The organism is Marinomonas aquimarina (assembly GCF_900089755.1).
In the GTDB taxonomy this organism is placed as follows: domain Bacteria; phylum Pseudomonadota; class Gammaproteobacteria; order Pseudomonadales; family Marinomonadaceae; genus Marinomonas; species Marinomonas aquimarina.
In genome coordinates this window covers 1-23845 of the sequence record NZ_FLOC01000004.1, presented here as the reverse complement: position 1 = coordinate 23845, position 23845 = coordinate 1, and the positions used below count along the sequence as shown (strand labels likewise).

Sequence of the window (23845 nt, the reverse complement as noted above, 5' to 3'; positions counted from 1 at the left end):
TTGACAAGCGAAGAACTGAAAAGAGAGTACTTCCAAAAGTGTGTACAAATCCGTGTACAAACTAAAAGAATTTATACATGGCAAACCAAGATTTTCTCAATGAAATCAATAAGCGAAGGACCTTTGCTATCATCTCGCACCCTGACGCCGGTAAGACCACCATTACGGAAAAAGTATTGTTGTTCGGACGCGCGATTCAATCCGCAGGTACGGTAAAAGGCCGTGGCTCGAATCAGCATGCCAAGTCGGACTGGATGGACATGGAGAAAGAGCGTGGTATCTCGATCACCACCTCTGTGATGCAGTTCCCATACAATGATTGCTTGGTTAACCTGCTGGATACTCCTGGGCACGAAGACTTCTCGGAAGATACCTACCGTACGCTAACGGCAGTGGACTCCTGTTTGATGGTGATCGACGCGGCCAAAGGTGTCGAGGATCGTACCCGCAAACTGATGGAAGTTACCCGTCTGCGCGATACGCCGATCGTGACCTTCATGAACAAATTGGACCGTGATATTCGTGATCCAATGGAATTGCTGGATGAAGTGGAAAACGAGTTAAACATGATGTGTGCCCCAGTCACTTGGCCAATTGGCTGTGGCAAGCTGTTTAAAGGGGTGTACCACATTCACAACGATGAAACGATCCTTTACTCAACTGGTCAGGGTCATACCATTCAAGAACTACGTGTGGTCAAAGGCCTAAATAACCCTGAGCTGGATGCCGCGGTAGGCGAAGAGCTAGCTGAGCAACTGCGTGAAGAGCTGGAGCTGGTAATGGGCGCGTCGAATGAATTCGATCAAGAACTCTTCCTAGCGGGTGAACTGACGCCGGTGTATTTCGGTACTGCATTGGGTAACTTTGGTGTGGATCATATGCTGGATGCCTTGACGCAATGGGCACCGGCGCCAATGCCCCGTGAAACCCATGATCGTCAAGTGGAAGCCAGCGAAGAGAAGTTCTCTGGTTTCGTGTTTAAGATTCAAGCCAACATGGATCCAAAACACCGTGACCGCATCGCCTTTATGCGCATTGTTTCAGGTACTTACCGCCAAGGTATGAAGATGAACCATGTGCGTATCGGCAAACAAATCAGTATCTCGGATGCGGTAACCTTTATGGCCGGTGACCGTTCCCGTGCCGAAGAAGCCTTTGCCGGTGACATCATTGGTCTACACAACCACGGTACCATTCAGATCGGTGATACTTTTACACAAGGTGAAAACCTGAAGTTCTCAGGCATTCCAAACTTTGCCCCAGAATTGTTCCGCCGTATTCGCCTAAAAGATCCATTGAAGCAAAAGCAGTTGCTGAAAGGTCTAGTGCAGTTGTCTGAAGAAGGTGCGGTACAGGTATTCCGTCCGTTCCAGAATAACGACTTAATTGTAGGTGCGGTGGGTGTGCTGCAGTTTGACGTAGTGGTTGCGCGTCTAAAAGCAGAGTACAACGTGGAAGCTATCTACGAGAGTGTCAACGTCGCAACAGCGCGTTGGGTTCAAGCTGAAGAAGGTAAAAAGTTCGAAGAGTTTAAACGTAAGAACGAAGCGAACTTAGCGTTAGATGGTGGCGATAACTTAACTTATATTGCCCCAACCATGGTCAATTTGAACTTGGCGAAAGAGCGTTACCCTGAAGTGGATTTCCGTGCGACTCGTGAGCACTGATCTATACTTGACTGAATTACTTGGTTAAGAGGATAATTCTCGCCATTCATATAGCAACGTAAAAGTTGCCTCAGTATTTTGGTGGAGAACGTAATGGTGGAATCAGCTGATCCCATTTCAATGACTGATGCGGCGGCAGCCAAGTTGCAGTCTTTGATTGAGGAAGAAGAAAACGAGCGCCTGATGTTACGAGTGTACGTAACGGGTGGTGGTTGTTCTGGCTTCCAGTATGGGTTCGCATTCGATGAAGAACATCAGGAAGACGACACAGAAGTGTTGAAGAACGGTGTGAAACTCGTAGTGGATCCTTTGAGCTTCCAATATTTGGTCGGCTCAGAAGTGGATTACAAAGAGAACTTAGAGGGAGCACGTTTTACCGTGACTAACCCAAATGCTACTTCAACCTGTGGTTGTGGTGCGAGCTTTAGTATCTAATTGCAAAGCTTTGCGGCAGACAAAGTGATCTTCGAAACCCTCGCTTAACAGCGGGGGTTTTTTTATGGCTAAAGTTTGTATATAAGCTAATTTAGCTAGGTTTGTTGTCTTGTTTTACAAGGAAAAATAAGGCGGTTTCGATGCGGCAAGCAAGTTGCATGATGTTTGTGATGGATTTTGCCATCTCAGACACGGAATTGCGTGGTTTTTGCACGGCATGATCTTTATCTGTAGAAAGCGGATGAGTATGATAGCCCGCTTTTTAATTTACTCGGACTAGGGGAAGTTATATGAAATTAAAGTCTTGCGTTTCGACGTTGGCCCTTACGGCAACGGCTATGGTGTCGTTCTCTGCTCAAGCAGAAGATGTGGTGCACTTTTATAACTGGTCGGATTACATCGACGAGGCAACGCTTCCTAGCTTCGAGAAAGAAACCGGTACTGCTGTGGTATACGATGTCTTTGACAGTAACGAAGTACTAGAGGCGAAGTTGCTCTCCGGTCAATCTGGCTTTGACTTGGTGGTACCGACTAATGACTTCCTAGGTAAACAGATCAAAGCCGGCGCTTTTATAGAGCTGGATCGTTCTGCTTTACCAAACTGGTCTAATCTCGACCCGCAAATGATGAAAGCCTTAGAAGACGTGGATCCAGGCAATAAATACGCCGTGCCTTACATGTGGGGCACAACCGGTATTGGTATCAACACTGGCAAAGTTAAAGAGCTATTAGGTGACGATACGCCGATCAACAGTTGGTCTTTGGTATTTGAAAAAGAATACCTAGAAAAGTTGCAGTCATGTGGCGTGGTGGCACTGGATGCACCAACAGAAGTCATGAGTTCTGCACTGAACTACTTGGGGCTTGATCCAAACAGTACCGACAAGGGGGATTTAGACCAAGCCAAAGAACTAATGCTGTCGGTTCGCCCTTACTACCGTTACTTCCATAGCTCAAAATACATTAACGATCTAGCAAATGGTGATGTGTGTGCTGTAATCGGTTGGTCAGGCGATGTGGCGCAAGCGGCAGCCCGTGCAGAAGAAGCGGATAACGGCGTAGAAGTCAGCTACATCATTCCTAAAGAGGGTGCCTTGATGTGGTTTGATATGCTGGCGATTCCACGCGATGCGCAGAACCCTGAAGGGGCATTGTCATTGATTAACTTCTTAATGCGCCCTGACATTACTGCAAACATTACCAACTATGTTTGGTATGCCAACGCCAACCCTGCGTCCATAAGTATGGTTGACCCTGAAATCTCTGGTGATGAAAGCATCTTCCCACCAGCAGATGTGCGTGACAAACTGTGGTTACCTAAAGTACTCGATCGACGTACAACACGTACCATCACACGTGCCTGGAACCAAATTAAAACAGGTCAATAACCTCACCTATGTCAGCGAGCGCTGCTCGCTGGCAGTCTTCGAATTCAATAAAAGGGCATGTCTAGCCTTGAGGAATTTCAATGATTGAGCCGAGCATTACGCGCGATAGCGCGGATGGCCATTTCTTGCAAATTAAAAGTATTGTCAAAACCTACGACGACGTGGTTGCGGTGAATGATGTTTCACTGGATATTGCCAAAGGCGATATTTTTGCGCTGTTAGGTGCTTCTGGCTCGGGTAAATCCACACTGCTGCGTATGCTCGCAGGTTTTGAAACGCCCAACTCTGGGCAGATTATTTTGGATGGCGAAGACATTGTCTCCTTAGAGCCTTATCGTCGTCCGATCAATATGATGTTCCAATCCTATGCCTTGTTTCCGCATATGACGGTGGAGCAAAACATCGCCTATGGTCTAAAACAAGACCGTATGCCGAAGAAGATGATTGCCGATAAAGTCGTGCAAATGCTGCGTTTGGTGCACATGGAGAAGTTTGCCAAGCGTAAGCCCGAGCAGTTATCCGGTGGTCAGCGTCAACGTGTGGCGTTAGCGCGAAGTTTGGCCAAATCTCCGAAGTTACTGCTGTTAGATGAGCCGATGGGCGCGCTGGATAAAAAATTGCGTACTCGGATGCAGTTGGAAGTAGTGGATATCCTTGAAAGTGTTGGCGTGACCTGTGTCATGGTGACCCACGACCAAGAAGAAGCCATGACCATGGCTAATCGCATCGCCATTATGGAAGAAGGGCGTATCGTCCAAGCTGGCACGCCGCGTGATATCTACGAAGCCCCTAACAGCCTTCAGGCGGCGGAGTTTATCGGCAGTATGAACTTGTTCCACGGCGAGATCTGTGTCGATGCTGAAGACCATGCTGTGATTGATTCACAAGAGTGCGCTAACAAATTGTATGTGTCTTATGGTGTGACCACGGCGCTTGATGACAAGCAAGTGGTGTTTGCTGTGCGTCCAGAGAAAACCATGATTTCTCGTGAACAGCCAGACAGCGAATACAACTGGTGTCGCGGTATGGTGCACGACATTGCTTACTTGGGTGGGCACTCGATTTACCATATCCGCTTAGACAACGGTAAAATTCTCAATTCCTTTATGGTGAACTCGGATCGCTTTGCTGATGCGCCGACTTGGGAAGAACAGGTCTACGTATATTGGTCTGATGACAGTGGTTTGGTACTGCGCCCATGAATAAGTTATTTGAGCGCTTTAAGCCCGGCTCGGAACATGGCAAGAAGTGGGTTATTGCGCTGCCAACCTTATGGTTAGTGCTGTTCTTTGCGCTGCCATTTTTGATTGTTTTAAAGATCGCTTTTGCTGAAGCTGAGATCGCCATTCCCCCCTACAGCGCTTTGCTGTCAATGGCGGATCAAGCGTTTGATTTACATGTCTATTTCGGCAACTTTATTTTCTTAACCGAAGATGACTTGTACCTGGCCGCGTATCTGAACAGCCTCAAGATGGCGGCTATCTCGACCTTCTTTTGTTTGCTGATTGGCTACCCAATGGCCTATTACATTGCTCGTGCCAAGCAAACTACTCAGTCGATTCTACTGTTGCTGATCCTGTTACCCTCTTGGACATCCTTTCTGATCCGTATCTACGCCTGGATCGGTATCTTGAAGAGCAATGGTGTGCTTAATAACGTGTTGTTGTGGACGGGTGTGATCAATGAACCACTGGCGATCTTGAATACGAATGTCGCGGTTTATATCGGTATCGTTTATGCGTATCTGCCCTTTATGGTGTTGCCGCTGTACGCCAATTTGGTAAAGCACGACCACAGTTTTATCGAAGCATCCCAAGACCTTGGTGCCCGTCGTTTGCAGTCGTTCTGGCACATTACCTTCCCGCTGTCGCGCAACGGTATTGTTGCCGGTAGTATGTTGGTGTTCATTCCGGTAGTCGGGGAGTACGTGATTCCAGAGCTATTGGGGGGTACCAACTCAATTGTGATCGGTAAAGTGCTGTGGCAGGAATTCTTTAATAACCGCGATTGGCCGCTGGCGTCATCCTTGGCTTTGATCATGCTATTGCTGCTGATGGTGCCAATTCACTTCTTCCGTAAGCATCAAGAGAAAGAATGGGAGGGCAATCAATGAAGACTCCGGTTCGTTTTTCCGCGTGGATGTTCTGGGTGGGCATGGCATTTTTATACTTACCGATGCTGAGCTTAATTATTTACTCCTTCAACGAGTCACGTCTGGTGACCGTATGGGCCGGATGGTCAACCAAATGGTATGGTGAACTATTTCGCGATGAAGGTTTGATGAGCGCCGTGTGGCGCAGTTTAGAGGTGGCTTTTTGGAGTGCTAACGCTGCGGTCTTGCTTGGCGTGATGGCATCGGTGGCGCTGACTCGGTTTGGCAACTTTCGTGGGCGTTCCATGTTGCACAGCTTAGTGGCGGCCCCGCTAGTGATGCCAGATGTGATTATCGGTTTGTCATTGTTGCTGTTGTTTGTGTCCATGACAGATGTGATTGGCTGGCCACAACAGCGCGGCTTGCTGACCATCTGGGTGGCCCATGCCACCTTCTGTACCGCCTACGCGACGGTGGTGATCAGCTCGCGCCTGAAAGAGTTGGATCGTTCCTACTTAGAAGCGGCGATGGATCTAGGGGCAACACCGCTGAAAGCCTTTATCCAAGTGACCTTACCCATAATCATGCCTGCTTTAGTATCCGCATGGTTACTGTCATTCACACTGTCATTAGACGATGTGGTGATTGCTAGCTTTGTCTCAGGCCCTGGTGCTACCACCTTGCCAATCGAAGTATTCAGTTCTGTGCGCTTAGGGGTATCGCCTAAGATTAATGCTTTAGCGACCATTATTATCCTGATCGTGTCTTTGGTGACGCTTGCGGTTTGGTGGTTGTCACGCCGTAAACTGCAGCGTGAGAAGCTCGCTAAATAAGTCTGCTAGGCGTTGGTATCTAATGTCCCTGAGGTGATATTGCCCGCCTCGGGGGCGTGTTCTTCACTAGTGTAAGCTTCATAGTTTCCCAAATAAACATAGCCCAGTCTCCGATCACTGATCAGCAGCGGTAGGGCGTCTTCTTGCCGTTCAAACCAGATCTGTAGGCTATTGAATTGCGCAGTATAATCTGCCGGTTTGAAGGTGCTGGTCTCATATAGAGAAGCCAGCGGTTCGGCTTCACCGTCTTGATCAATTTCAAACACCCAGTGCAAAGGTAGCAGCTCTAATTCGTGGGCCGAATAGGGCATGTGCAAGGTTTGTTTTGGGGGGAGCTGCACCAAGGCTTGCTGCAGTGGCGCAGATAAGTGGTGTTGAATAAAGGTCAGTTGGCATAGCTTATTGGTTTTGTCTTCGCCAATTAGGTGCAGTTCGATGCGCTTAAATGGCTTGTCTTTTTGCAGCTCTTTGACGTTGCTGGCGTAACTTGGGCCGGTATCAGCTTGGCTAAGGGGGGGCGTTTGTAGGGTAAGTTGCCATGAGTTGTTTGCTGGGGCAATTTGGCTCAAGGCTTCCACGTGAATATTTAGATCATCCAGTTGCTGCAGCACGGCTTCCAGCATATTGGCAATAATACTGTCAGTAGGAGTGAGGTTGCTGGCATTCTCATAAGACAGAGTGATCTGCTGTACATGTGCGGCGGCTTCGCTCAGGGTTAAACTATCCTTGTCGGTACGCGAGCGACGGCGACGGAAGTGTGTTGGGGCTTCCCGCTCAGGCAGATGGGTGATTCGATTAACAGTATCAATGAAAATCATGGCGCGTACTCTTTTCTTTTATATGAAAGTGTATCGGCGCGTAAGTTCAAATATTGAGCGAGGAAAAATTAAGGCCAGCGAGGCTGGCCTTAATTCAGAATCCTTAACGAAGCAAGTTAGACAGCTTCGGGTTCGGCTCAAGCGCTTTGCGATGTAGCAAGGCTACTTTACCGATGGTCTGCACGATTTGTGCTTTTAACACTTTGCTGGTTTCTTCGATCAACTCGTAGCGAGCTTCACGATCTGTAATGCTGTAACGAACTTTGATCAGTTCGTGGTCTTCTAGGGCACGGTCGATCTCAGTCAGTACGGATTCTGTCAGGCCGTTACCTGCGACAGTTACCACTGGGTTAAGTGTGTGCCCAATGTTGCGATATTGCTTTTTTTGAACGTTTGTCAAACTCATAGTTAAAATTTCTCATCTTGGTTGACCCTCTTTATTGGAGGCTTCAGAGGTTAAGCGATATTATAGCGGAATATCTATTGAATTAGGTATGATGAAACCGTAGAAGATCAAAATCTAGCGATCTCGAAAAGATGGAACATTTTGCTGATCACCGTGTCAAAAAGTACCAAGAAGTGATCGGATATATCGGAGCCTTCGTAGCATCTGTTATATTTAGACGTTACCATGACTCAACCGGATGAAAGCGGTGCGATTTTGCACCTCTGGATATACGAAAAACTACTTTCTAAGATTGGAAAGCCGGCGCCAGATCTTGTAATTTCAGGCTAGGCCCCAATATGTTTACTCATAGTTCCGATTTCACAGAAGCAGTTTCTTGTTGAGGTCTTACCAATTTAGGCTCTGAATGTACCTAAAAGCGATGCGGAACCGGTTGGTTTCGTTGTCACCCGTAACCCCTATGCTGTTAGCGCGAGCTGTCAGCGTACTTACTAGGACGACAAATTAAAGGTTATTTTCCCGCACTTTATTGTGCATGGTTAACTAACCGTTAAGAGGTGTGCTCTTGAACGATATGCTAAAAAATATTTTATTGTGGTTGGTAATCGCTGCAGTGTTACTGACAGTGTTTAACAACTTTAATACCTCTTCGGATACCAACCGAATCTCTTACTCTGAATTCGTGCAAGAGGTTCATGATGGCCGTATCGCACAAGTGGTGATTGATGGCTACACCATCAGCGGTTCTCGTACGGGTGGCGATAGCTTTGAAACCGTGCGCCCTGCGGCAGCAGATCCAAAAATTATGGACGATCTGCTAAGCAACAACGTCGTGGTTGAAGGCCGTATGCCAGAGCAACAAAGCCTCTGGACACAACTGTTGGTAGCCAGTTTCCCAATTCTTTTGATCTTGGCGATCTTCATCTTCTTCATGCGCCAGATGCAAGGCGGTGGCGGTGGTAAAGGCGGTCCCATGTCGTTTGGTAAATCCAAAGCGCGTCTGCTGCCTGAAGACCAAATCAAAACTACCTTTGCCGATGTCGCAGGCTGTGATGAAGCCAAAGAAGACGTCGAAGAGCTAGTCGACTTCCTGCGTGAGCCAGGCAAATTCCAGCGTCTTGGCGGTAAAATTCCACGCGGTATCCTAATGTGTGGACCTCCAGGTACGGGTAAAACCTTGCTCGCAAAAGCGATTGCTGGCGAAGCGAAAGTGCCGTTCTTCACCATTTCCGGTTCTGACTTCGTTGAAATGTTTGTCGGTGTCGGTGCGTCACGTGTTCGTGACATGTTCGAACAAGCGAAGAAACACGCACCTTGCATCATCTTTATTGACGAGATCGATGCGGTAGGTCGTAACCGTGGCTCAGGTATGGGCGGTGGTAACGATGAGCGTGAGCAAACCTTGAACCAATTGTTGGTAGAGATGGATGGTTTCGAAGGTAACGAAGGTATCATCGTTATTGCAGCGACTAACCGTCCAGACGTATTGGACCCTGCGCTATTGCGTCCAGGTCGTTTCGACCGTCAGGTGACAGTAGGTCTACCGGACATCCGTGGTCGTGAACAGATTCTTAAGGTCCACCTACGCAAAGTACCGGTCGCAGACGATGTTGAGCCAAAGAACATTGCTCGTGGTACGCCTGGTTTCTCGGGTGCCGACTTGGCTAACCTAGTGAACGAAGCAGCCTTGTTTGCAGCCCGTTCGAACCGTCGTCTAGTGAACATGGAATTGCTTGAGCTGGCGAAGGATAAAATCCTGATGGGTGCTGAGCGTAAGTCCATGGTGATGAAGGAAGAGGAAAAACGTAACACGGCATACCACGAAGCGGGCCACGCGATCGTTGGTTACCTAATGCCGGAACACGATCCAGTGTACAAGGTGACTATTATTCCTCGTGGTCGTGCCCTAGGTGTGACCATGTACTTGCCAGAAGAAGACAAGTACAGCCTCAGTAAACGTGGTCTGGAATCGCAAATCTGTAGCTTGTACGGCGGTCGTATTGCCGAAGAGTTGATCCACGGTTTTGATGGTGTATCAACCGGTGCGTCGAACGATATCGAACGTGCTTCAAGCTTAGCGCGCAACATGGTCACTAAGTGGGGTCTATCTGAGGAGCTAGGTGCGTTCGCCTACGAAGAAGAAGACCAGCAAAGCATGACCGGCAGCAAAAACAACTACTTCTCACCGGAAACCGGTAAGAAGTTGGATTCAGAAGTACGTGATATCATCGATCGCTGTTACAAGAAATCGACGGAAATTCTGAGTGAGCACCGTGACAAGCTAGACATGATGGCGGAAGCCTTGATGGTGTATGAAACTATCGATGCCAAGCAGATCAAAGAAATCATGGACGGTAAGAAACCAACGCCACCAGCAGGTTGGTCTGATCCATCTGCGGGCGGTAACAGCTCAAATGGCGATGCCGAAGAAGTGCAGAACCCTGAGCCTCAAAACAATGATTCTAGCGATCAAATGACAGGTTCATCTGACTCATCAGATGACGAGCCTGTGTCTCAAAAACCAACCGGCGAAGCGTAAGCTTCGCCGGCGTTGTTTCTACAGTAAGTGAACAAACCAATGTCTGTAATGGTATTTGGCGATAAGTCGTTAGACTTATCGCTTCCTCGCGTTATGGGGATCTTAAACGTTACCCCTGATTCTTTTTCTGATGGCGGCAAGCACAACAACTTTGATGACGCCATGCGCCAAGTCGAGCGCATGATCGAAGACGGTGCGGACTTTATTGATGTTGGCGGCGAGTCCACTCGCCCAGGCGCCGCGATAGTGGGTGAGCAAGAAGAGTTGGATCGTGTCCTGCCTGTGGTGGAAGCCATAAAACAGCGCTTTGATACGATCGTCTCGGTGGATACCAGTACGCCATCTGTGATCACTGGCTCGGCAAACTTGGGAGCGGGCTTGATCAATGATGTGCGCGCGTTAGAGCGTGACGGCGCGTTGGTCGCGACTGCGGCAACAGGCTTGCCGGTGTGTTTGATGCACATGCGTGGTACGCCGCAAAACATGCAAGATTCACCTTCTTATGAAGACCTTGTGGAAGATGTTGAGCAGTATTTACTGGCTCGCATTGAAGCCTGTGTCGCGGCGGGTATTAAAAAAGACAACATTATCTTGGACCCAGGTATCGGCTTTGGCAAAACCCTAGTTCATAATACGACCCTACTTAAACACACAGAGCGTCTGTTGAATTTAGGTCATGAAGTGCTGATTGGTGTGTCTCGTAAAACCATGATCGGCGACATCCTTGGTGTGCCAGTATCCGAGCGACTATATGGCACCATGGGCGCAAATGCTTCAACCTACTTGAAAGGCGCACGCATTTTCCGTGTTCATGATGTGAAACCCCATGTGGACATGTTGAAAGTGATGCATCAAATAGAAGAGAGTCGTCATGCGTAAATATTTTGGTACCGATGGAATTCGTGGGGAAGTGGGCAAGGCTCCAATCACACCTGAATTTATGCTTAAGCTAGGCTGGGCGGCAGGCCAAGTCTTTAAAGAACATGACAAGAAAATTCTGATTGGTAAAGATACGCGTATCTCAGGCTATATGTTCGAATCGGCCTTGGAATCGGGGATTGTGGCGGCCGGTGCGGATGTGCGTCTGGTTGGTCCTATGCCAACGCCAGCCATTGCTTACCTAACGCGTACCTTCCGTGCCAGCGCGGGGATTGTTATCAGTGCCTCGCATAACCCTTATACCGATAACGGTATCAAATTCTTCTCTGCCCAAGGCGGCAAAATCTCTGACGAGTTAGAAGAAAAGATTGAATACTACCTGGATCAGCCGATGCAGGTGGTGGAATCCGGCCTGATTGGTCGTGCTAAGCGTATTGATGACGCGGCGGGCCGTTACATTGAATACTGTAAAGGCACCTTCCCAATCGGTTTGCAGTTGTCTGGACTGAAAATTGTCGTGGACTGCGCCGATGGGGCGACGTACCACGTGGCACCGCGTGTGTTCTCAGAGCTGGGGGCGGAAGTGATTGCCATTGGTGTCAATCCTGATGGTTTGAACATCAATGAAGACAGTGGCGCGACTAAGCCAGAGCTACTGCGTAAGAATGTCTTAGCAGAAGAAGCCGATATTGGTATTGCCCTAGACGGGGACGGTGATCGTCTGATTCTCGTGGATCGCTTTGGTAAGGTCTGTGATGGTGACGACGTGCTGTACATCATTGCCAACCACTTGATGGACACTGGCCGCTTTAATGGCGGTGTGGTGGGTACGCTGATGAGTAACTTTGGTTTGGAATTGGCGTTTTCTGAAAATGGTATCGGCTTCAGTCGTGCTAAAGTAGGTGATCGTTACGTTAATGAAAAACTGATTCAGCATGGCTGGGTCCTAGGTGGCGAGCCATCGGGGCATATTGTTTGCCGTGATATCACCACCACAGGTGATGGTATTATCGCAGCGCTGCAAGTTTTGCGCGCCATGATTGAAGAGGGGAAAGCGCTTCACGAATTGCTGGCGGGTTTGATTAAATTCCCACAAAAGCTAAAGAATGTTCGTGTGGCAGCACGTTTTGCCCCAGCAGAAGAGCCGGCTTTGCAAAAAGCCATCGCCATGGCCAATGAAAAGCTCAACGGCCTTGGTCGAGTTTTACTGCGTGCCTCAGGTACAGAGCCACTGATTCGAGTGATGGTCGAAGGCCGTGATCAAGAAATGGTGGACGAGTTAGTGGACTATCTCGCTGCTGAAGTGGAGTCGGTTGCTAAGCAAAAGAGCGAGCAATTGGCTGATTCTTAACTTAAAAATCAATAATTAGCGCTTGATATAGGCTAGACAATTGCCTAGAATGAGCGCCTCTAAATCAGAGGTATCACTATGACGCGTCGTAAGATAGTCGCAGGCAACTGGAAAATGAATGGCTCAGTAGAGTCCGTAGTTGAACTGGTTAAAGGCTTAAATGCCTGTGATACCCTTGATGTAGTGGTAGCGCCAAGTTTCGTATACTTACCGTTAGTGGCTCAACAATTGGTGGATTCATCCATTAAATTGGCTGCGCAAAACGCGTCAGAATACAACTCAGGTCCTTACACTGGGGAAGTAAGCTTGTCGATGTTACAAGACTTCTCTGTGTCTCATGTGATCTTGGGACACTCTGAGCGTCGTGCTCTGTTCGCAGAAACGGATACTCAGGTGGCGAAAAAAGTCGCAGCAACGTTAGCTGCAGGCCTAACGCCAATTTTATGCGTCGGTGAAACACTTGAGCAGCGCGAAGTGGGTACGACTCTAGCAGTATGTAACGCTCAAGTTGATGCAGTGCTAAATGAAATCGGCGTAGAGTTGTTTGAGCAAGTTGTGGTTGCCTACGAGCCTGTTTGGGCTATCGGTACTGGTAAATCAGCGACTTCAGAACAAGCTCAAGAAGTACATAAAGGTATTCGAGATAATATTGCCACTCAGTCGGCAGAAATTGCGGAAAAAATCGCTATTTTGTACGGCGGCAGTGTTAAAGCATCGAACAGTGCCGAGCTATTTGCTCAGCCTGACATTGATGGTGCCCTAGTAGGTGGCGCTTCTTTGGATGCTAAAGAATTTAATTCGATCATAGAATCTGCGAAGTAAAAAAATGGAAGCTTTAGTTTTAGTTGTTCATGTATTAGCAGCCGTTGCTATCATCGGGTTGGTGTTGATTCAGCAGGGTAAAGGTGCTGATGCAGGTGCTTCTTTTGGTGGCGGTGCATCGCAAACAGTATTTGGTAGCCAAGGTGGCGGTAGCTTCTTCGGTAAACTAACAGCTGTATTTGCTTTGGTATTCTTTTTGACTAGCTTTGGTCTAGCGTTCTTCGCTAGCGAGCAGGCAAAAACTGTAGACGGTGGTTTGGACTTCGTGCCAAATGCGTCACAAGTGGAAGAAACTGTGGAAATGCCAGAGCTTGAAACAGGCGCTGAAGAATCTGCAGCCAACCAAGATATTCCTACAGTAGAGTAAGAATCTACAAAAAATTGCCGATGTGGTGGAATTGGTAGACACGCCATCTTGAGGGGGTGGTGGCCTACGGCTGTGCCGGTTCGAGTCCGGCCATCGGCACCATTCTTGAGAAAGACACATTGTTGTAGTAGAATGTGTCCTCGTTGACGCGGGATGGAGCAGTCTGGTAGCTCGTCGGGCTCATAACCCGAAGGTCGTCGGTTCAAATCCGGCTCCCGCAACCAACCTAGTCTTATTATGTTCACATAGTAAGATTAAGGTCTGAGAAGATCTTATAGTTTGGATGGCCCCTATATGGGGTTTTTTGCTATCTGAACTACTGTTAAATGGGCCTTGAGCCCGTTTTTTGTTTCTACGCTTTTTATCGGAGAAGTCATTTGTCTACTAAGTTCACGCAACTAGAAGAGCTAATCAAGCCCGTTGTTGAAGGTTTGGGCTTTGAATTTTGGGGGCTCGAATACATTTCTCAAGGCAAGGATTCTGTTCTACGTGTGTTTATAGAAACAGACGCCGAGAAAGGAATTGATGTAGAAGATTGCGCATCAGTGAGTCGCCAAGTGAGCGCGATCATGGATGTGGAAGACCCTATTTCTGGCGAATACAGCCTAGAGGTGTCATCACCAGGTTTGGATCGCCCATTATTTGAACTCAGCCAGTACCAACGTTTTCTTGGTTCTGTTGTGTCATTACGCTTGCGCGTGCCGTTTGATGGTCGCCGCAAATTTAAAGGTCAGCTCACCGGCATTGAAGGTGATGAAGTGGTGCTGCTCGTAGATAACGAAGAGTACTTGCTGCCAATCGAGTTGATTGAAAAAGCAAACATTGTTCCTCAGTTTTAATTTATTCAACCTTTGAGAGAGGCTAAAAGGATGAGCAAAGAGATTCTTTTGGTAGTAGAAGCGGTATCCAACGAAAAAGATGTACCAAAACAGGTAATTTTTGAGGCCGTAGAAACTGCATTAGCAAGCGCTGCAAAACGTCGTTTTGACGGCGAAGCAAAAGTACGTGTATCCATCGATCAGCGTACAGGTGATTACAAAACCTACCGTCAGTGGGACATCGTGGCGGATGAAGACTACTCAGCTCCAGATTCAGAACTAACCACTGATGACATGGAAGAAATGGGTCTAAACATCGCTGCCGGTGAGATTTACGAAGAAGAAATCGAATCAGAAGAATTCGGTCGTATCGCAGCACAAACAGCGAAGCAAGTGATCGTACAAAAAGTACGTGAAGCTGAGCGTGCAAAAATGGTGGCGATGTACAGTGACAAAGTGGGCAAGCTAGTTCACGGTCAAGTGAAGAAAGTGACCCGTGACAGCCTAATCATCGACCTAGGTGAAAACGCTGAAGCATCCTTGCCAAAAGATGCCCTAATCAACCGCGAAACGTTCCGTCTAAACGACCGTATTCGTGCGTTGCTACAAGAAATTCGTGAAGACAACCGTGGCTCACAGTTGGTGCTATCACGTACTTCTCCAGAATTCATGGTGGAACTGTTCCGTCTTGAAGTGCCTGAAATCGCAGAAGAAGTGCTCGAGATCCGTGGCGCAGCCCGTGATCCAGGTCTACGTGCGAAAATCGCTGTTAAGACAAGTGATCGCCGTATCGATCCAATCGGTGCTTGTGTGGGTATGCGTGGTGCGCGTGTCCAAGCGGTTTCTAACGAAATGAATGGTGAGCGTGTTGATATCGTGCTTTGGGATGATAACCCAGCGCAACTAGTGATCAATGCGATGGCACCAGCAGAAGTTGATTCAATCGTAATTGACGAAGACTCTCACTCTATGGACGTAGCAGTGAAGAGCGACAATCTAGCGCAAGCGATTGGTCGTAACGGTCAAAACGTTCGTCTAGCGTCAGCATTGACTGGCTGGACTCTAAACGTAATGACAGCGGAAGATGCAGAAGCTAAACAACAAGAAGAATCACAAAAGCTGATTGATCTATTTGTTTCTGTTTTAGACATCGACGATGACCTAGCGATTCAGCTAGCCGAAGAAGGCTTTGCAACGATCGAAGAAGTTGCATACGTGCCGATGGAAGAGATGTTAGACATCGACGGATTTGATGAAGATTTGGTAAACGAACTACGTACTCGTGCCAAAGAAGCGCTATTGAACCAAGCACTGCAAGCGGAAGAGCAGCTTGAAAGTGCCAAACCAGCACAAGATCTACTGGAAATGGAAGGCATGGATAACCACCTAGCCTTGGTTCTAGCGTCGAAAGGCGTGGTAACGATGGAAGATTTGGCAGAGCAATCAGTCGACGAACTATTAGAGATTGATGGCATGGACGAAGAGCGTGCCGCCGCCCTAATTTTGACAGCGCGTGCACCATGGTTTGCTGAATCTGAATAAAATCTGAGTAAAAAGGGGGAACTTAATGACAGTTCAAACCGTTAAGATATTATCCGAACTGGTGAGCACACCAGTCGAGAAACTATTAACTCAGATGAAAGATGCTGGTCTGCCTCATCAGAGTGCAGACCAAGAAGTGTCTGATGTTGAGAAGCAAATACTGTTAAACTATCTTAAGCGTCAGCATGGCGACTCAAGTGAAGCCGAAGGTGAGCAGCGCATTACCCTTCAGCGTCGCACAAAGAGTACGCTATCAGCGGGTGCTGGTAATAAAACAGTGAACGTTGCGGTTAAGAAAAAACGCACTTACGTGAAGCGTACTGATGTCGAAGATGAGCTAAAACGCCAGCAAGAAATGCTAGCAGAGCAGCGCGCGGCAGAAGAGCAAGCACGTATTGAGGCTGAGCAAGCTCGCGAAGAGGCGGCAAGACTTGAGGCCGAACAGGCAGCTAAGGCAAAAGCCGAAGCTGAAGAACAAGCTCGCAAAGAAGCAGAACGCCAGCAAAAAGAGCGTGAAGCAGCCGACCGAGCAGCACAGAAAACGGAGCCAAACGACTCCGATATGGGAGCGGATAAACTCGTGGATAATTCGAAAGAGACCAACACTACTCGTAAGGTGTCTCAGACTGCTGGCAACAGTAAACCAAGTGGTCCAGCACCGAAAGGTAAAAAAGCTGCACCTAAACAGAACGATCGTAAAGATGACAAGCCACGTGGTCGTGCAGATCAGAAACGCACAGGTCGCATCTCTTTGAATGATGATGACGAATTTTCTCGTCGCGGCGGCAAGCGCAAGCTGAAGAGACCTGGTAAACAAGAGCACGGCTTCCAGAAGCCAACAGCTCCAATCATTCACGAAGTAGCATTGCCTGAAAGTATCACGGTTGCAGAACTGGCTGAGAAAATGGCCATCAAAGCAGCAGAAGTGATCAAGGTGATGTTCAAGATGGGTGCGATGGCAACCATCAACCAAACGATCGATCGTGACACAGCAACCCTAGTGGTTGAAGAAATGGGTCACAAAGTTAAGTTCATCGACGAAAACGCGCTAGAGAACGACATGATCGACTCTATCGACTACGAAGGTGAATCGATCAAACGTGCGCCAGTTGTGACGGTAATGGGTCACGTTGACCACGGTAAAACATCGCTACTTGACTACATCCGTACCACGCGCGTAGCAGCGGGCGAATCGGGTGGTATCACACAGCATATCGGTGCTTACCACGTAGAAACAGACCATGGTATGGTCAGCTTCCTAGATACTCCTGGACACGCGGCGTTTACCTCAATGCGTGCTCGTGGTGCGCAAGCGACAGATATCGTAATCCTAGTGTGTGCGGCAGACGATGGCGTGATGCCACAAACGATTGAAGCGATCCAGCACTCTCGTGCTGCGGGCGTGCCTATTGTTGTTGCCATGACTAAGATCGATAAAGAAGCGGCTGACATCGATAAAGTTAAAAACGAATTGGTAGCGCATGAAGTTGTCCCTGAAGAATGGGGCGGTGACGTTCAATTCGTAGGTGTGTCAGCGAAATCTGGTCAAGGTATCGAAGAGCTTCTAGAAGCGGTTCTACTGCAAGCAGAAGTACTTGAACTAACAGCGGTACCAAGTGCGCCAGGTAAAGGTGTGGTGGTTGAATCTCGCCTAGATCGTGGTCGTGGTTCTGTTGCAACCGTTCTGGTACAGAACGGTACCCTGAAGAAAGGTGACATCGTTCTAGCCGGCCTACAAATGGGTCGTGTACGTGCGCTGTTGGATGAGAACGGTAAGACAGTAGAGTCTGCTGGTCCATCTATCCCTGTTGAGATCCTAGGTCTTGACGGTACACCTGATGCCGGTGAAGAGTTCATCGTTGTTGCCGACGAGCGTAAAGCGCGTGAAGTAGCGAACTTCCGTCAAGGTAAATACCGTGAAGTACGCTTCGCACGTCAGCACTCTGCTAAGCTTGAGAACCTGTTCTCCAACATGGGTCAAGACGAAGTGGGTACGCTAAACATCGTACTGAAAGCCGACGTACGTGGTTCTTTGGAAGCACTGATCAAGTCTTTGACGGATCTAAGTACTGACGAAGTAAAAGTAAACGTAGTATCGAGCGGTGTCGGTGGTATCACTGAAACTGACGCGACCCTAGCGCTTGCTTCAAACGCCGTTATCTTCGGTTTCAACGTACGTGCGGACAGCTCTGCGAAGCAGTTCATCGAGCGTGAAAACGTTGACCTACGTTACTACAGCGTCATCTACAACATCATCGACGACGTGAAACAAGCCCTATCAGGCATGTTGACACCGGATCTACGTGAAGAAATCGTGGGTACTGCAGAAGTACGTGACGTATTCCGTTCACCTAAGTTCGGTCTAGTTGCTGGCTGTATGGTTATCGAAGGTACGGTTTACCGTAACGAGAAAATCCGTGTCCTACGTGACAACGTGGTTATCTACGAAGGTGAACTGGAATCTCTACGTCGCTTCAAAGACGCTGTAAACGATGTCCGTCAAGGTATGGAATGTGGTATCGGCGTGAAGAACTACAACGACGTGAAAGAAGGCGATAAGATCGAGGTCTTCAAGACTATCGAAGTCGCTCGTTCACTTTAATACAGGGATACACAATGGCAGGCGAATTCAGTCGTACTAGTCGTATCGGTGACCAGCTCCAAAAGGAGCTGGCATCCCTAATACAATTTGAAGTGAAAGACCCACGTCTGGGTATGGTAACGATCAACGAAGTACGCGTTGCAAAAGACCTAGGCTATGCGGATGTGTACTACACCGTGCTAGGCCTGGATGACAACGCGGAGCGCTTGGCGGAAAACCAAGCGGCACTGGAAAGTGCCAAGAACTTCTTGCGTTCCCGTCTTGCGAAAGAAGTGAAGCTGCGCGTCATGCCGCACCTACGTTTCCACTACGACGCGAGCGTAGTAAACGGTGCCCGCATGTCGGCGTTGATTGACGAAGCCGTTCGCAAGGACCAGAAACAAGACTCAAACGAAGAGTAAGCGATTACCATGGGTAAAACGCAATGGCGCGCCATTGATGGCGTCGTGCTTTTAAACAAGCCTCTGGGTCTGAGCTCTAATCAAGCGTTACAAAAAGTTCGCCGTGTGTTCCGTGCTGCCAAAGCCGGACACACGGGGGCACTTGACCCACTTGCTACCGGCATGCTTCCGCTGTGTTTAGGCGAAGCAACCAAATTCTCACAATTCCTGCTCGACGCTGATAAGCGTTACATCACCTGTATTGAACTGGGTATTCGTACCACCACAGGCGATAAAGAAGGTGACATTCTGACTAACGAAACCGTACCACAGCTTTCTGATGACGAATTAGAAACACTGCTGAACCGTTTTCGTGGTGAGATCGAGCAAGTGCCACCGATGTACTCTGCGTTAAAGCACGAAGGCAAACCTTTGTACGAATACGCACGCCAAGGCATCACCATTGAGCGTAAACGCCGCAAAGTGTTTATCTCAAACTTGCAGGTACTAGAGCGCACCGAAAACACTCTGACGTTGGACATTAGCTGTTCCAAAGGCACTTATATCCGCACCATTGGTGAAGATATTGGTGAAGCCATGGGCTGTGGTGCGCATCTTAAGACCCTGCATCGGGTGTCGACGGCGGGATACGATCCGGCGGATATGCTCACCATCGAAGAGTTTGAAGCCCTTGCAGAGCAGGGTGAGGACATTCTCGATCAGAAGCTAATGGGCTCGGATACTGCCGTGCTGCACTTGCCGGAAGTTGTCATGTCAGTGCAAGAATCTCAGGATATAGTGTTCGGTAGATTGCTGAACGACACACGTGGTTTTGATGAAGATCAATTACTGCGTCTATACGTCGAAGGCACGCGTGCTTTCATGGGTTTAGGTGTAGTGAAAAAAGGTAAAATTAAGCCACATCGACTGGTAAATACGAGTGAGTTAGCGAAAAAATAGTGCTAGAATACTCGACCTTAGGATGACTGAAAATATGCTCGGCCACCCTGAATTTTTAATTGCATATTAATATTGGAGATACAGATTATGGCATTGTCTGCAGAACAAAAAGCAGCATTGGTTGCAGAGTTTCAAACTAAAGAAGGCGACACTGGTTCACCAGAAGTTCAAGTTGCATTGCTAACTAAGAACATCGAAGGTCTACAAGGTCACTTCAAAGCAAACAAAGGCGACCACCATTCTCGTCGCGGTCTAATCCGCATGGTAAACCAGCGTCGTAAGCTGCTGGACTACCTTAAGCGTAAAGACGCAGCACGTTACACTAGCTTGATCAAGAAGCTAGGTCTACGTCGCTAAGACAGAGAAAGGGCCATAGAGATATGGCCCTTTTTTCTTAAAGGCCTCCCAAGGGACAGCCTGTACTTCACATGTATTTTTCTTCGCCCAACGACACGAAGCTTTAAAGAATACATCTGAGTACTGGCTACTAAAGATTGTCTTTGGGAGAAAGTAATAAAAAATAAGTTAAAGGAATACGAGTGAGTATTACGACTAAAACTTTCCAATACGGAAATCAAGAAGTTACCCTAGAAACAGGCCGTATCGCACGTCAAGCGACGGGTGCTGTTCTATGTACAATGGGTGATGCACAAGTTCTGGCAACAGTGGTTGGCGCGAAGAGCGCAAAAGACGGCCAAGACTTCTTCCCTCTATCTGTACACTACCAAGAGCGTACTTACGCGGTAGGTAAAATCCCTGGCGGTTTCCTAAAGCGTGAAGGTCGTCCTTCAGAAAAAGAAACCCTAACGTCTCGTCTAATCGACCGTCCAATTCGTCCACTGTTCCCGAAAGGTTTCATGAACGAAGTACAAGTTGTTTGTACGGTTATGTCGACTAACACAGACCTAGATGCTGATATCCCAGCAATGCTTGCTACATCTGCAGCGCTAACGATTTCTGGTATCCCATTCAACGGTCCTATCGGTGCAGCACGTGTTGGCTTCAACGATGAGTCTGGCTACGTTCTTAACCCACTAAACTCTGAGCTAGCAGAATCTCTACTAGACATGGTGGTTGCGGGTACTAAAGACGCCGTACTAATGGTTGAGTCTGAAGCACAAGAGCTGACTGAAGACGAAATGCTAGGTGCCGTGCTATACGCACATAAAGAAATGCAAACTGCAGTAGACGCGATCAACGAATTTGCCGCAGAAGCTGGCAAACCACGTTGGGAATGGTCAGCAGAACAAGCCAACGCTGAGCTTGTTGAAGCGGTTAAATCTGGCTTCTCAACACAGATCGAAGAAGCGTACACCATCTCTGATAAGATGGCTCGCTACGCGAAACTGGGCGAAGTTCGTGAAGCAGCGATTGCTCACCTAGTAACTGAAGAAGGCTACCACACAGAAGCTGAAGTGGCTGGTGTATTCGGTAAGCTAGAGAAAAACATCGTTCGTCGTCGCGTAATCGACGGCAAACCACGTATCGACGGCCGTGACAACAAAACTGTTCGTGGCATCAACGTTGAAGTGGGCATGCTGAAGAAAACTCACGGTTCTGCTTTGTTCACTCGTGGTGAAACACAAGCAATCGCTACTTGTACACTAGGTACAAGCCGTGACGCACAGATCGCTGACGGTCTAGCGGGCGAGTCCAAAGACAGCTTCATGCTGCACTACAACTTCCCTCCTTACTCTGTAGGTGAGTGTGGTCGTATGGGCGGTGTAGGTCGTCGTGAAATCGGTCACGGTCGTCTAGCACGTCGTGGTGTACAAGCGGTTCTTCCTTCAGAAGACGAATTCCCATACACAATCCGCGTCGTATCTGAGATCACTGAATCTAACGGTTCAAGCTCAATGGCGTCTGTTTGTGGTGCGTCTCTATCTATGATGGACGCTGGTGTTCCTCTTAAAGCACCGGTTGCGGGTATCGCAATGGGTCTTGTAAAAGAAGACGACGGCTTCGCAGTCCTAACTGACATCCTAGGTGACGAAGACCACCTTGGCGACATGGACTTTAAAGTAGCGGGTACTGAAGAAGGTATCACAGCGTTACAAATGGACATCAAGATCGAAGGTATCAACGAAGAGATCATGGACATCGCGCTATCTCAAGCGATGGAAGCACGTAAGTACATCCTACGTGAAATGTCTCAAGTAATTGGCTACGCTCGTCCAGAAGTATCTCCGAATGCACCATCTATGGCGACATTCAAGATCGATCCTGAGAAGATCCGTGAAGTTATCGGTAAAGGCGGCGCAACAATCCGTTCTATCACTGAAGACACTGGCGCATCTATCGACCTAGACGACGACGGTACTGTACGTATCTACGCACCAGATAAAACTGCATCTGATGCCGCAATGCTACGTATCCACGAAATCACTGCAGAAGCAGAAGTAGACAAACTTTACCAAGGTAAAGTAGTTCGCCTAGCTGAATTCGGTGCCTTCGTGAACATCCTTCCTGGTAAAGACGGCCTAGTGCACATCTCTCAGATCGCTGAAGAGCGTATCCGTGCAGTAGCTGACGTACTAGAAGAAGGCCAAGACGTAATCGTTAAGGTTCTTGACGTAGACGCTCGCGGTCGTATCAAGCTATCTATCAAAGAAGTAACTGAAGAAGAAAAAGCAGCATTCGTAGCTGGCTAATCTTAACTTCTCGTTAACTCTCTAAAAGGAGCACCTCGGTGCTCCTTTTTTATTGCCGATAGAAAAGGAGTCAGACTCCTTGCCTATAAAGATCGGCTGATTATCGTCAACATTATTGGTGTAAAAGGGCTCTGACCCCTTAACTGTCGAAGCTGCTATTCCTGACAAGCTAGCACTTGTGGGAGGGGCATCCTTGCCCCGATTGCTCTGCATATCTGAAGTAAATCGCGGCTTTGTAGGACCGCGGTTCCCGCGGGAATCGATATCGCATGTCTGAAGTAAATAGTGGAGGCTGTAGGCTTTCCAGCCTCGGCCTTCTAACCCGCTTTGCGGCTCTATCCCATGCAATTCAATTTGCTTGCGCCTGTCTCGGTTCGTGCCTCACCACCGACGCGTCAGCACAAATCAAACGCATGGGATTGAGCTAAATAATAAGCGGCTATCCCTGCTGTGGGAGGGGCATCCTTGCCCCGATTGTATGACCCGATTCCATCGGGGAAGGGCATCACATACCTGAAGCAAATCGCAGCTTTTGTAGGACCGCGGTTTCCGCGGGAATGAAGCTCGCATTTCTGAAGCAGATCGCAAAAGTTGCAGACTTTCTAGTCTCGGCCTCATATCCTGCTTTTCGGCTCCATCCCATGCAATTCAATTTGCTTGCGCCTGTCTCGGTTCGTGCCTCACCACCGACGCGTCAGCGCAAATCAAACGCATGGGATGGAGCTAAATATGCCATCTTTGGGAGAGTTCCCTTGCCCCGATTTTACGACTCGATTCCATCGGGGAAAGGCATCGCATACCTGAAGCAAATCGCAGCCTTTGTAGGACCGCGGTTCCCGCGGGAATGGATCTCGCAGGTCTGAAGTAGATCGTGAAGGTTGCAGGCTCTCTAGCTTCGGCTTCCTAACCTGCTTTGCAGCTCCCTCCCATGCAATTCAATTTGCTTGCGCACATCTTCGGTCGCTCTTCCCTTCGACCGTCAGCGCAAATCAAAAGCATGGGAGGGAGCTAATTAATAAAACCTAATATTTGATCAAATTATAAACATGCAATACAATGAGTGTGTACCAATATTGGTACTTTAAAGCATAAGGACTTAAAATGACCCGGAAAAGGATGCCGGCTCGGTTCTACTGCAATCTTAATGGAATAGAACCGGTGAGAGAGTTGTAGTGGTCTAATAAAACCGGACACCATTTAAGGTGGTAATATAGCCACATCAAAAGAGGTGTCCAATGACAAAACAACGTCGTACATTTTCAACAGAGTTTAAGCATGAAGCAGCCTGCTTAGTG

The 23845-nt window shown here is 48.2% G+C and carries 20 protein-coding genes and 2 tRNA genes; 20 read left to right on the top strand and 2 right to left on the bottom strand.

Annotated elements, in window-relative coordinates; all coding sequences use genetic code 11:
• The first annotated feature begins 77 nt into the window (after positions 1-77).
• The 6 genes from prfC (at position 78) to MAQ5080_RS04635 (ending at position 6415) form a co-directional block, all read left to right on the top strand.
• Entirely contained in the window at positions 78-1667 is a 1590-nt protein-coding gene (gene prfC / locus MAQ5080_RS04660; RefSeq protein WP_067206239.1) for a peptide chain release factor 3, read from the top strand.
• A gap of 93 nt (positions 1668-1760) precedes the next feature.
• On the top strand, positions 1761-2102 hold the full coding sequence (erpA, locus tag MAQ5080_RS04655) for an iron-sulfur cluster insertion protein ErpA (RefSeq protein ID WP_067206237.1): 342 nt from the start codon (positions 1761-1763) through the stop codon (positions 2100-2102).
• A 290-nt stretch (positions 2103-2392) separates the two neighbouring features.
• Positions 2393-3490, top strand: a complete 1098-nt coding sequence (locus MAQ5080_RS04650; protein ID WP_067206233.1) for a polyamine ABC transporter substrate-binding protein — start codon at positions 2393-2395, stop codon at positions 3488-3490.
• An 80-nt stretch (positions 3491-3570) separates the two neighbouring features.
• On the top strand, positions 3571-4692 hold the full coding sequence (gene potA, locus MAQ5080_RS04645; RefSeq protein WP_067206230.1) for a polyamine ABC transporter ATP-binding protein: 1122 nt from the start codon (positions 3571-3573) through the stop codon (positions 4690-4692).
• Positions 4689-5603 (top strand): ABC transporter permease subunit, encoded by a 915-nt coding sequence (locus MAQ5080_RS04640; RefSeq protein ID WP_067206227.1) that lies wholly within the window; start codon positions 4689-4691, stop codon positions 5601-5603. Before potA ends, MAQ5080_RS04640 begins: the two co-directional genes overlap by 4 nt.
• The gene (locus tag MAQ5080_RS04635; RefSeq protein WP_067206224.1) at positions 5600-6415 is read left to right on the top strand and encodes an ABC transporter permease subunit; all 816 of its coding nucleotides are present in this window, start codon (positions 5600-5602) and stop codon (positions 6413-6415) included. Before MAQ5080_RS04640 ends, MAQ5080_RS04635 begins: the two co-directional genes overlap by 4 nt.
• Positions 6416-6420: 5 nt before the next feature.
• On the opposite strand, the gene MAQ5080_RS04630 is transcribed toward MAQ5080_RS04635, so the two are convergent.
• Together MAQ5080_RS04630 and MAQ5080_RS04625 are read right to left on the bottom strand one after the other, a co-directional pair.
• Positions 6421-7233 carry a hypothetical protein gene (locus tag MAQ5080_RS04630; protein WP_067206220.1) on the bottom strand — a complete coding sequence of 271 codons (813 nt, stop codon included), beginning with the start codon at positions 7231-7233 and terminating at the stop codon, positions 6421-6423.
• Positions 7234-7336: 103 nt separating this feature from the next.
• The gene (locus MAQ5080_RS04625; protein WP_067206218.1) at positions 7337-7639 is read right to left on the bottom strand and encodes a YhbY family RNA-binding protein; all 303 of its coding nucleotides are present in this window, start codon (positions 7637-7639) and stop codon (positions 7337-7339) included.
• 565 nt (positions 7640-8204) lie between these two features.
• Here MAQ5080_RS04625 and ftsH point away from each other — a divergent pair.
• From ftsH to pnp, 14 genes are all read left to right on the top strand, one after another.
• A complete protein-coding gene (gene ftsH, locus MAQ5080_RS04620) occupies positions 8205-10178 on the top strand; it encodes an ATP-dependent zinc metalloprotease FtsH (RefSeq protein ID WP_067206215.1) in 1974 nt (657 codons plus the stop codon).
• A 39-nt stretch (positions 10179-10217) separates the two neighbouring features.
• A complete protein-coding gene (gene folP / locus MAQ5080_RS04615) occupies positions 10218-11057 on the top strand; it encodes a dihydropteroate synthase (RefSeq protein ID WP_067206212.1) in 840 nt (279 codons plus the stop codon).
• Entirely contained in the window at positions 11050-12408 is a 1359-nt protein-coding gene (gene glmM, locus MAQ5080_RS04610; protein WP_067206208.1) for a phosphoglucosamine mutase, read from the top strand. Before folP ends, glmM begins: the two co-directional genes overlap by 8 nt.
• Positions 12409-12486: 78 nt before the next feature.
• Entirely contained in the window at positions 12487-13230 is a 744-nt protein-coding gene (gene tpiA / locus MAQ5080_RS04605; protein ID WP_067206205.1) for a triose-phosphate isomerase, read from the top strand.
• Positions 13231-13234: 4 nt separating this feature from the next.
• Positions 13235-13597, top strand: coding sequence for a preprotein translocase subunit SecG (secG, locus tag MAQ5080_RS04600; protein ID WP_067206202.1), 363 nt, complete (start codon positions 13235-13237; stop codon positions 13595-13597).
• A 16-nt stretch (positions 13598-13613) separates the two neighbouring features.
• Positions 13614-13699: transfer RNA gene (locus tag MAQ5080_RS04595), tRNA-Leu, on the top strand.
• 45 nt (positions 13700-13744) lie between these two features.
• Positions 13745-13821, top strand: a tRNA-Met gene (locus MAQ5080_RS04590).
• 153 nt (positions 13822-13974) lie between these two features.
• Complete coding sequence (gene rimP, locus MAQ5080_RS04585; RefSeq protein WP_067206199.1) at positions 13975-14436, top strand: ribosome maturation factor RimP; 462 nt, start codon at positions 13975-13977, stop codon at positions 14434-14436.
• 30 nt (positions 14437-14466) lie between these two features.
• Positions 14467-15957, top strand: a complete 1491-nt coding sequence (gene nusA / locus MAQ5080_RS04580; protein WP_067206196.1) for a transcription termination factor NusA — start codon at positions 14467-14469, stop codon at positions 15955-15957.
• 25 nt (positions 15958-15982) lie between these two features.
• Complete coding sequence (gene infB / locus MAQ5080_RS04575; RefSeq protein WP_067206192.1) at positions 15983-18559, top strand: translation initiation factor IF-2; 2577 nt, start codon at positions 15983-15985, stop codon at positions 18557-18559.
• Between the two features lie 14 nt (positions 18560-18573).
• On the top strand, positions 18574-18960 hold the full coding sequence (gene rbfA, locus MAQ5080_RS04570) for a 30S ribosome-binding factor RbfA (protein WP_067206189.1): 387 nt from the start codon (positions 18574-18576) through the stop codon (positions 18958-18960).
• A gap of 9 nt (positions 18961-18969) precedes the next feature.
• Positions 18970-19899, top strand: a complete 930-nt coding sequence (gene truB / locus MAQ5080_RS04565; protein WP_067206185.1) for a tRNA pseudouridine(55) synthase TruB — start codon at positions 18970-18972, stop codon at positions 19897-19899.
• Positions 19900-19986: 87 nt separating this feature from the next.
• Positions 19987-20256: a 30S ribosomal protein S15 gene (gene rpsO, locus MAQ5080_RS04560; RefSeq protein WP_067206182.1), complete on the top strand. Its 270-nt coding sequence runs from the start codon at positions 19987-19989 to the stop codon at positions 20254-20256.
• A 182-nt stretch (positions 20257-20438) separates the two neighbouring features.
• A complete protein-coding gene (gene pnp / locus MAQ5080_RS04555) occupies positions 20439-22550 on the top strand; it encodes a polyribonucleotide nucleotidyltransferase (RefSeq protein WP_067206179.1) in 2112 nt (703 codons plus the stop codon).
• Positions 22551-23845 lie beyond the last annotated feature (1295 nt).

What these genes read in the sequence shown, in the direction of transcription:
- prfC (WP_067206239.1), top strand. Translation starts at nt 78, where the DNA reads ATGGCAAACCAAGATTTTCTCAATGAAATCAATAAGCGAAGGACCTTT.
- erpA (WP_067206237.1), top strand. Translation starts at nt 1,761, where the DNA reads ATGGTGGAATCAGCTGATCCCATTTCAATGACTGATGCGGCGGCAGCC.
- MAQ5080_RS04650 (WP_067206233.1), top strand. Translation starts at nt 2,393, where the DNA reads ATGAAATTAAAGTCTTGCGTTTCGACGTTGGCCCTTACGGCAACGGCT.
- potA (WP_067206230.1), top strand. Translation starts at nt 3,571, where the DNA reads ATGATTGAGCCGAGCATTACGCGCGATAGCGCGGATGGCCATTTCTTG.
- MAQ5080_RS04640 (WP_067206227.1), top strand. Translation starts at nt 4,689, where the DNA reads ATGAATAAGTTATTTGAGCGCTTTAAGCCCGGCTCGGAACATGGCAAG.
- MAQ5080_RS04635 (WP_067206224.1), top strand. Translation starts at nt 5,600, where the DNA reads ATGAAGACTCCGGTTCGTTTTTCCGCGTGGATGTTCTGGGTGGGCATG.
- MAQ5080_RS04630 (WP_067206220.1), bottom strand. Translation starts at nt 7,233, where the DNA reads ATGATTTTCATTGATACTGTTAATCGAATCACCCATCTGCCTGAGCGG.
- MAQ5080_RS04625 (WP_067206218.1), bottom strand. Translation starts at nt 7,639, where the DNA reads ATGAGTTTGACAAACGTTCAAAAAAAGCAATATCGCAACATTGGGCAC.
- folP (WP_067206212.1), top strand. Translation starts at nt 10,218, where the DNA reads ATGTCTGTAATGGTATTTGGCGATAAGTCGTTAGACTTATCGCTTCCT.
- glmM (WP_067206208.1), top strand. Translation starts at nt 11,050, where the DNA reads ATGCGTAAATATTTTGGTACCGATGGAATTCGTGGGGAAGTGGGCAAG.
- tpiA (WP_067206205.1), top strand. Translation starts at nt 12,487, where the DNA reads ATGACGCGTCGTAAGATAGTCGCAGGCAACTGGAAAATGAATGGCTCA.
- secG (WP_067206202.1), top strand. Translation starts at nt 13,235, where the DNA reads ATGGAAGCTTTAGTTTTAGTTGTTCATGTATTAGCAGCCGTTGCTATC.
- nusA (WP_067206196.1), top strand. Translation starts at nt 14,467, where the DNA reads ATGAGCAAAGAGATTCTTTTGGTAGTAGAAGCGGTATCCAACGAAAAA.
- infB (WP_067206192.1), top strand. Translation starts at nt 15,983, where the DNA reads ATGACAGTTCAAACCGTTAAGATATTATCCGAACTGGTGAGCACACCA.
- rbfA (WP_067206189.1), top strand. Translation starts at nt 18,574, where the DNA reads ATGGCAGGCGAATTCAGTCGTACTAGTCGTATCGGTGACCAGCTCCAA.
- truB (WP_067206185.1), top strand. Translation starts at nt 18,970, where the DNA reads ATGGGTAAAACGCAATGGCGCGCCATTGATGGCGTCGTGCTTTTAAAC.
- rpsO (WP_067206182.1), top strand. Translation starts at nt 19,987, where the DNA reads ATGGCATTGTCTGCAGAACAAAAAGCAGCATTGGTTGCAGAGTTTCAA.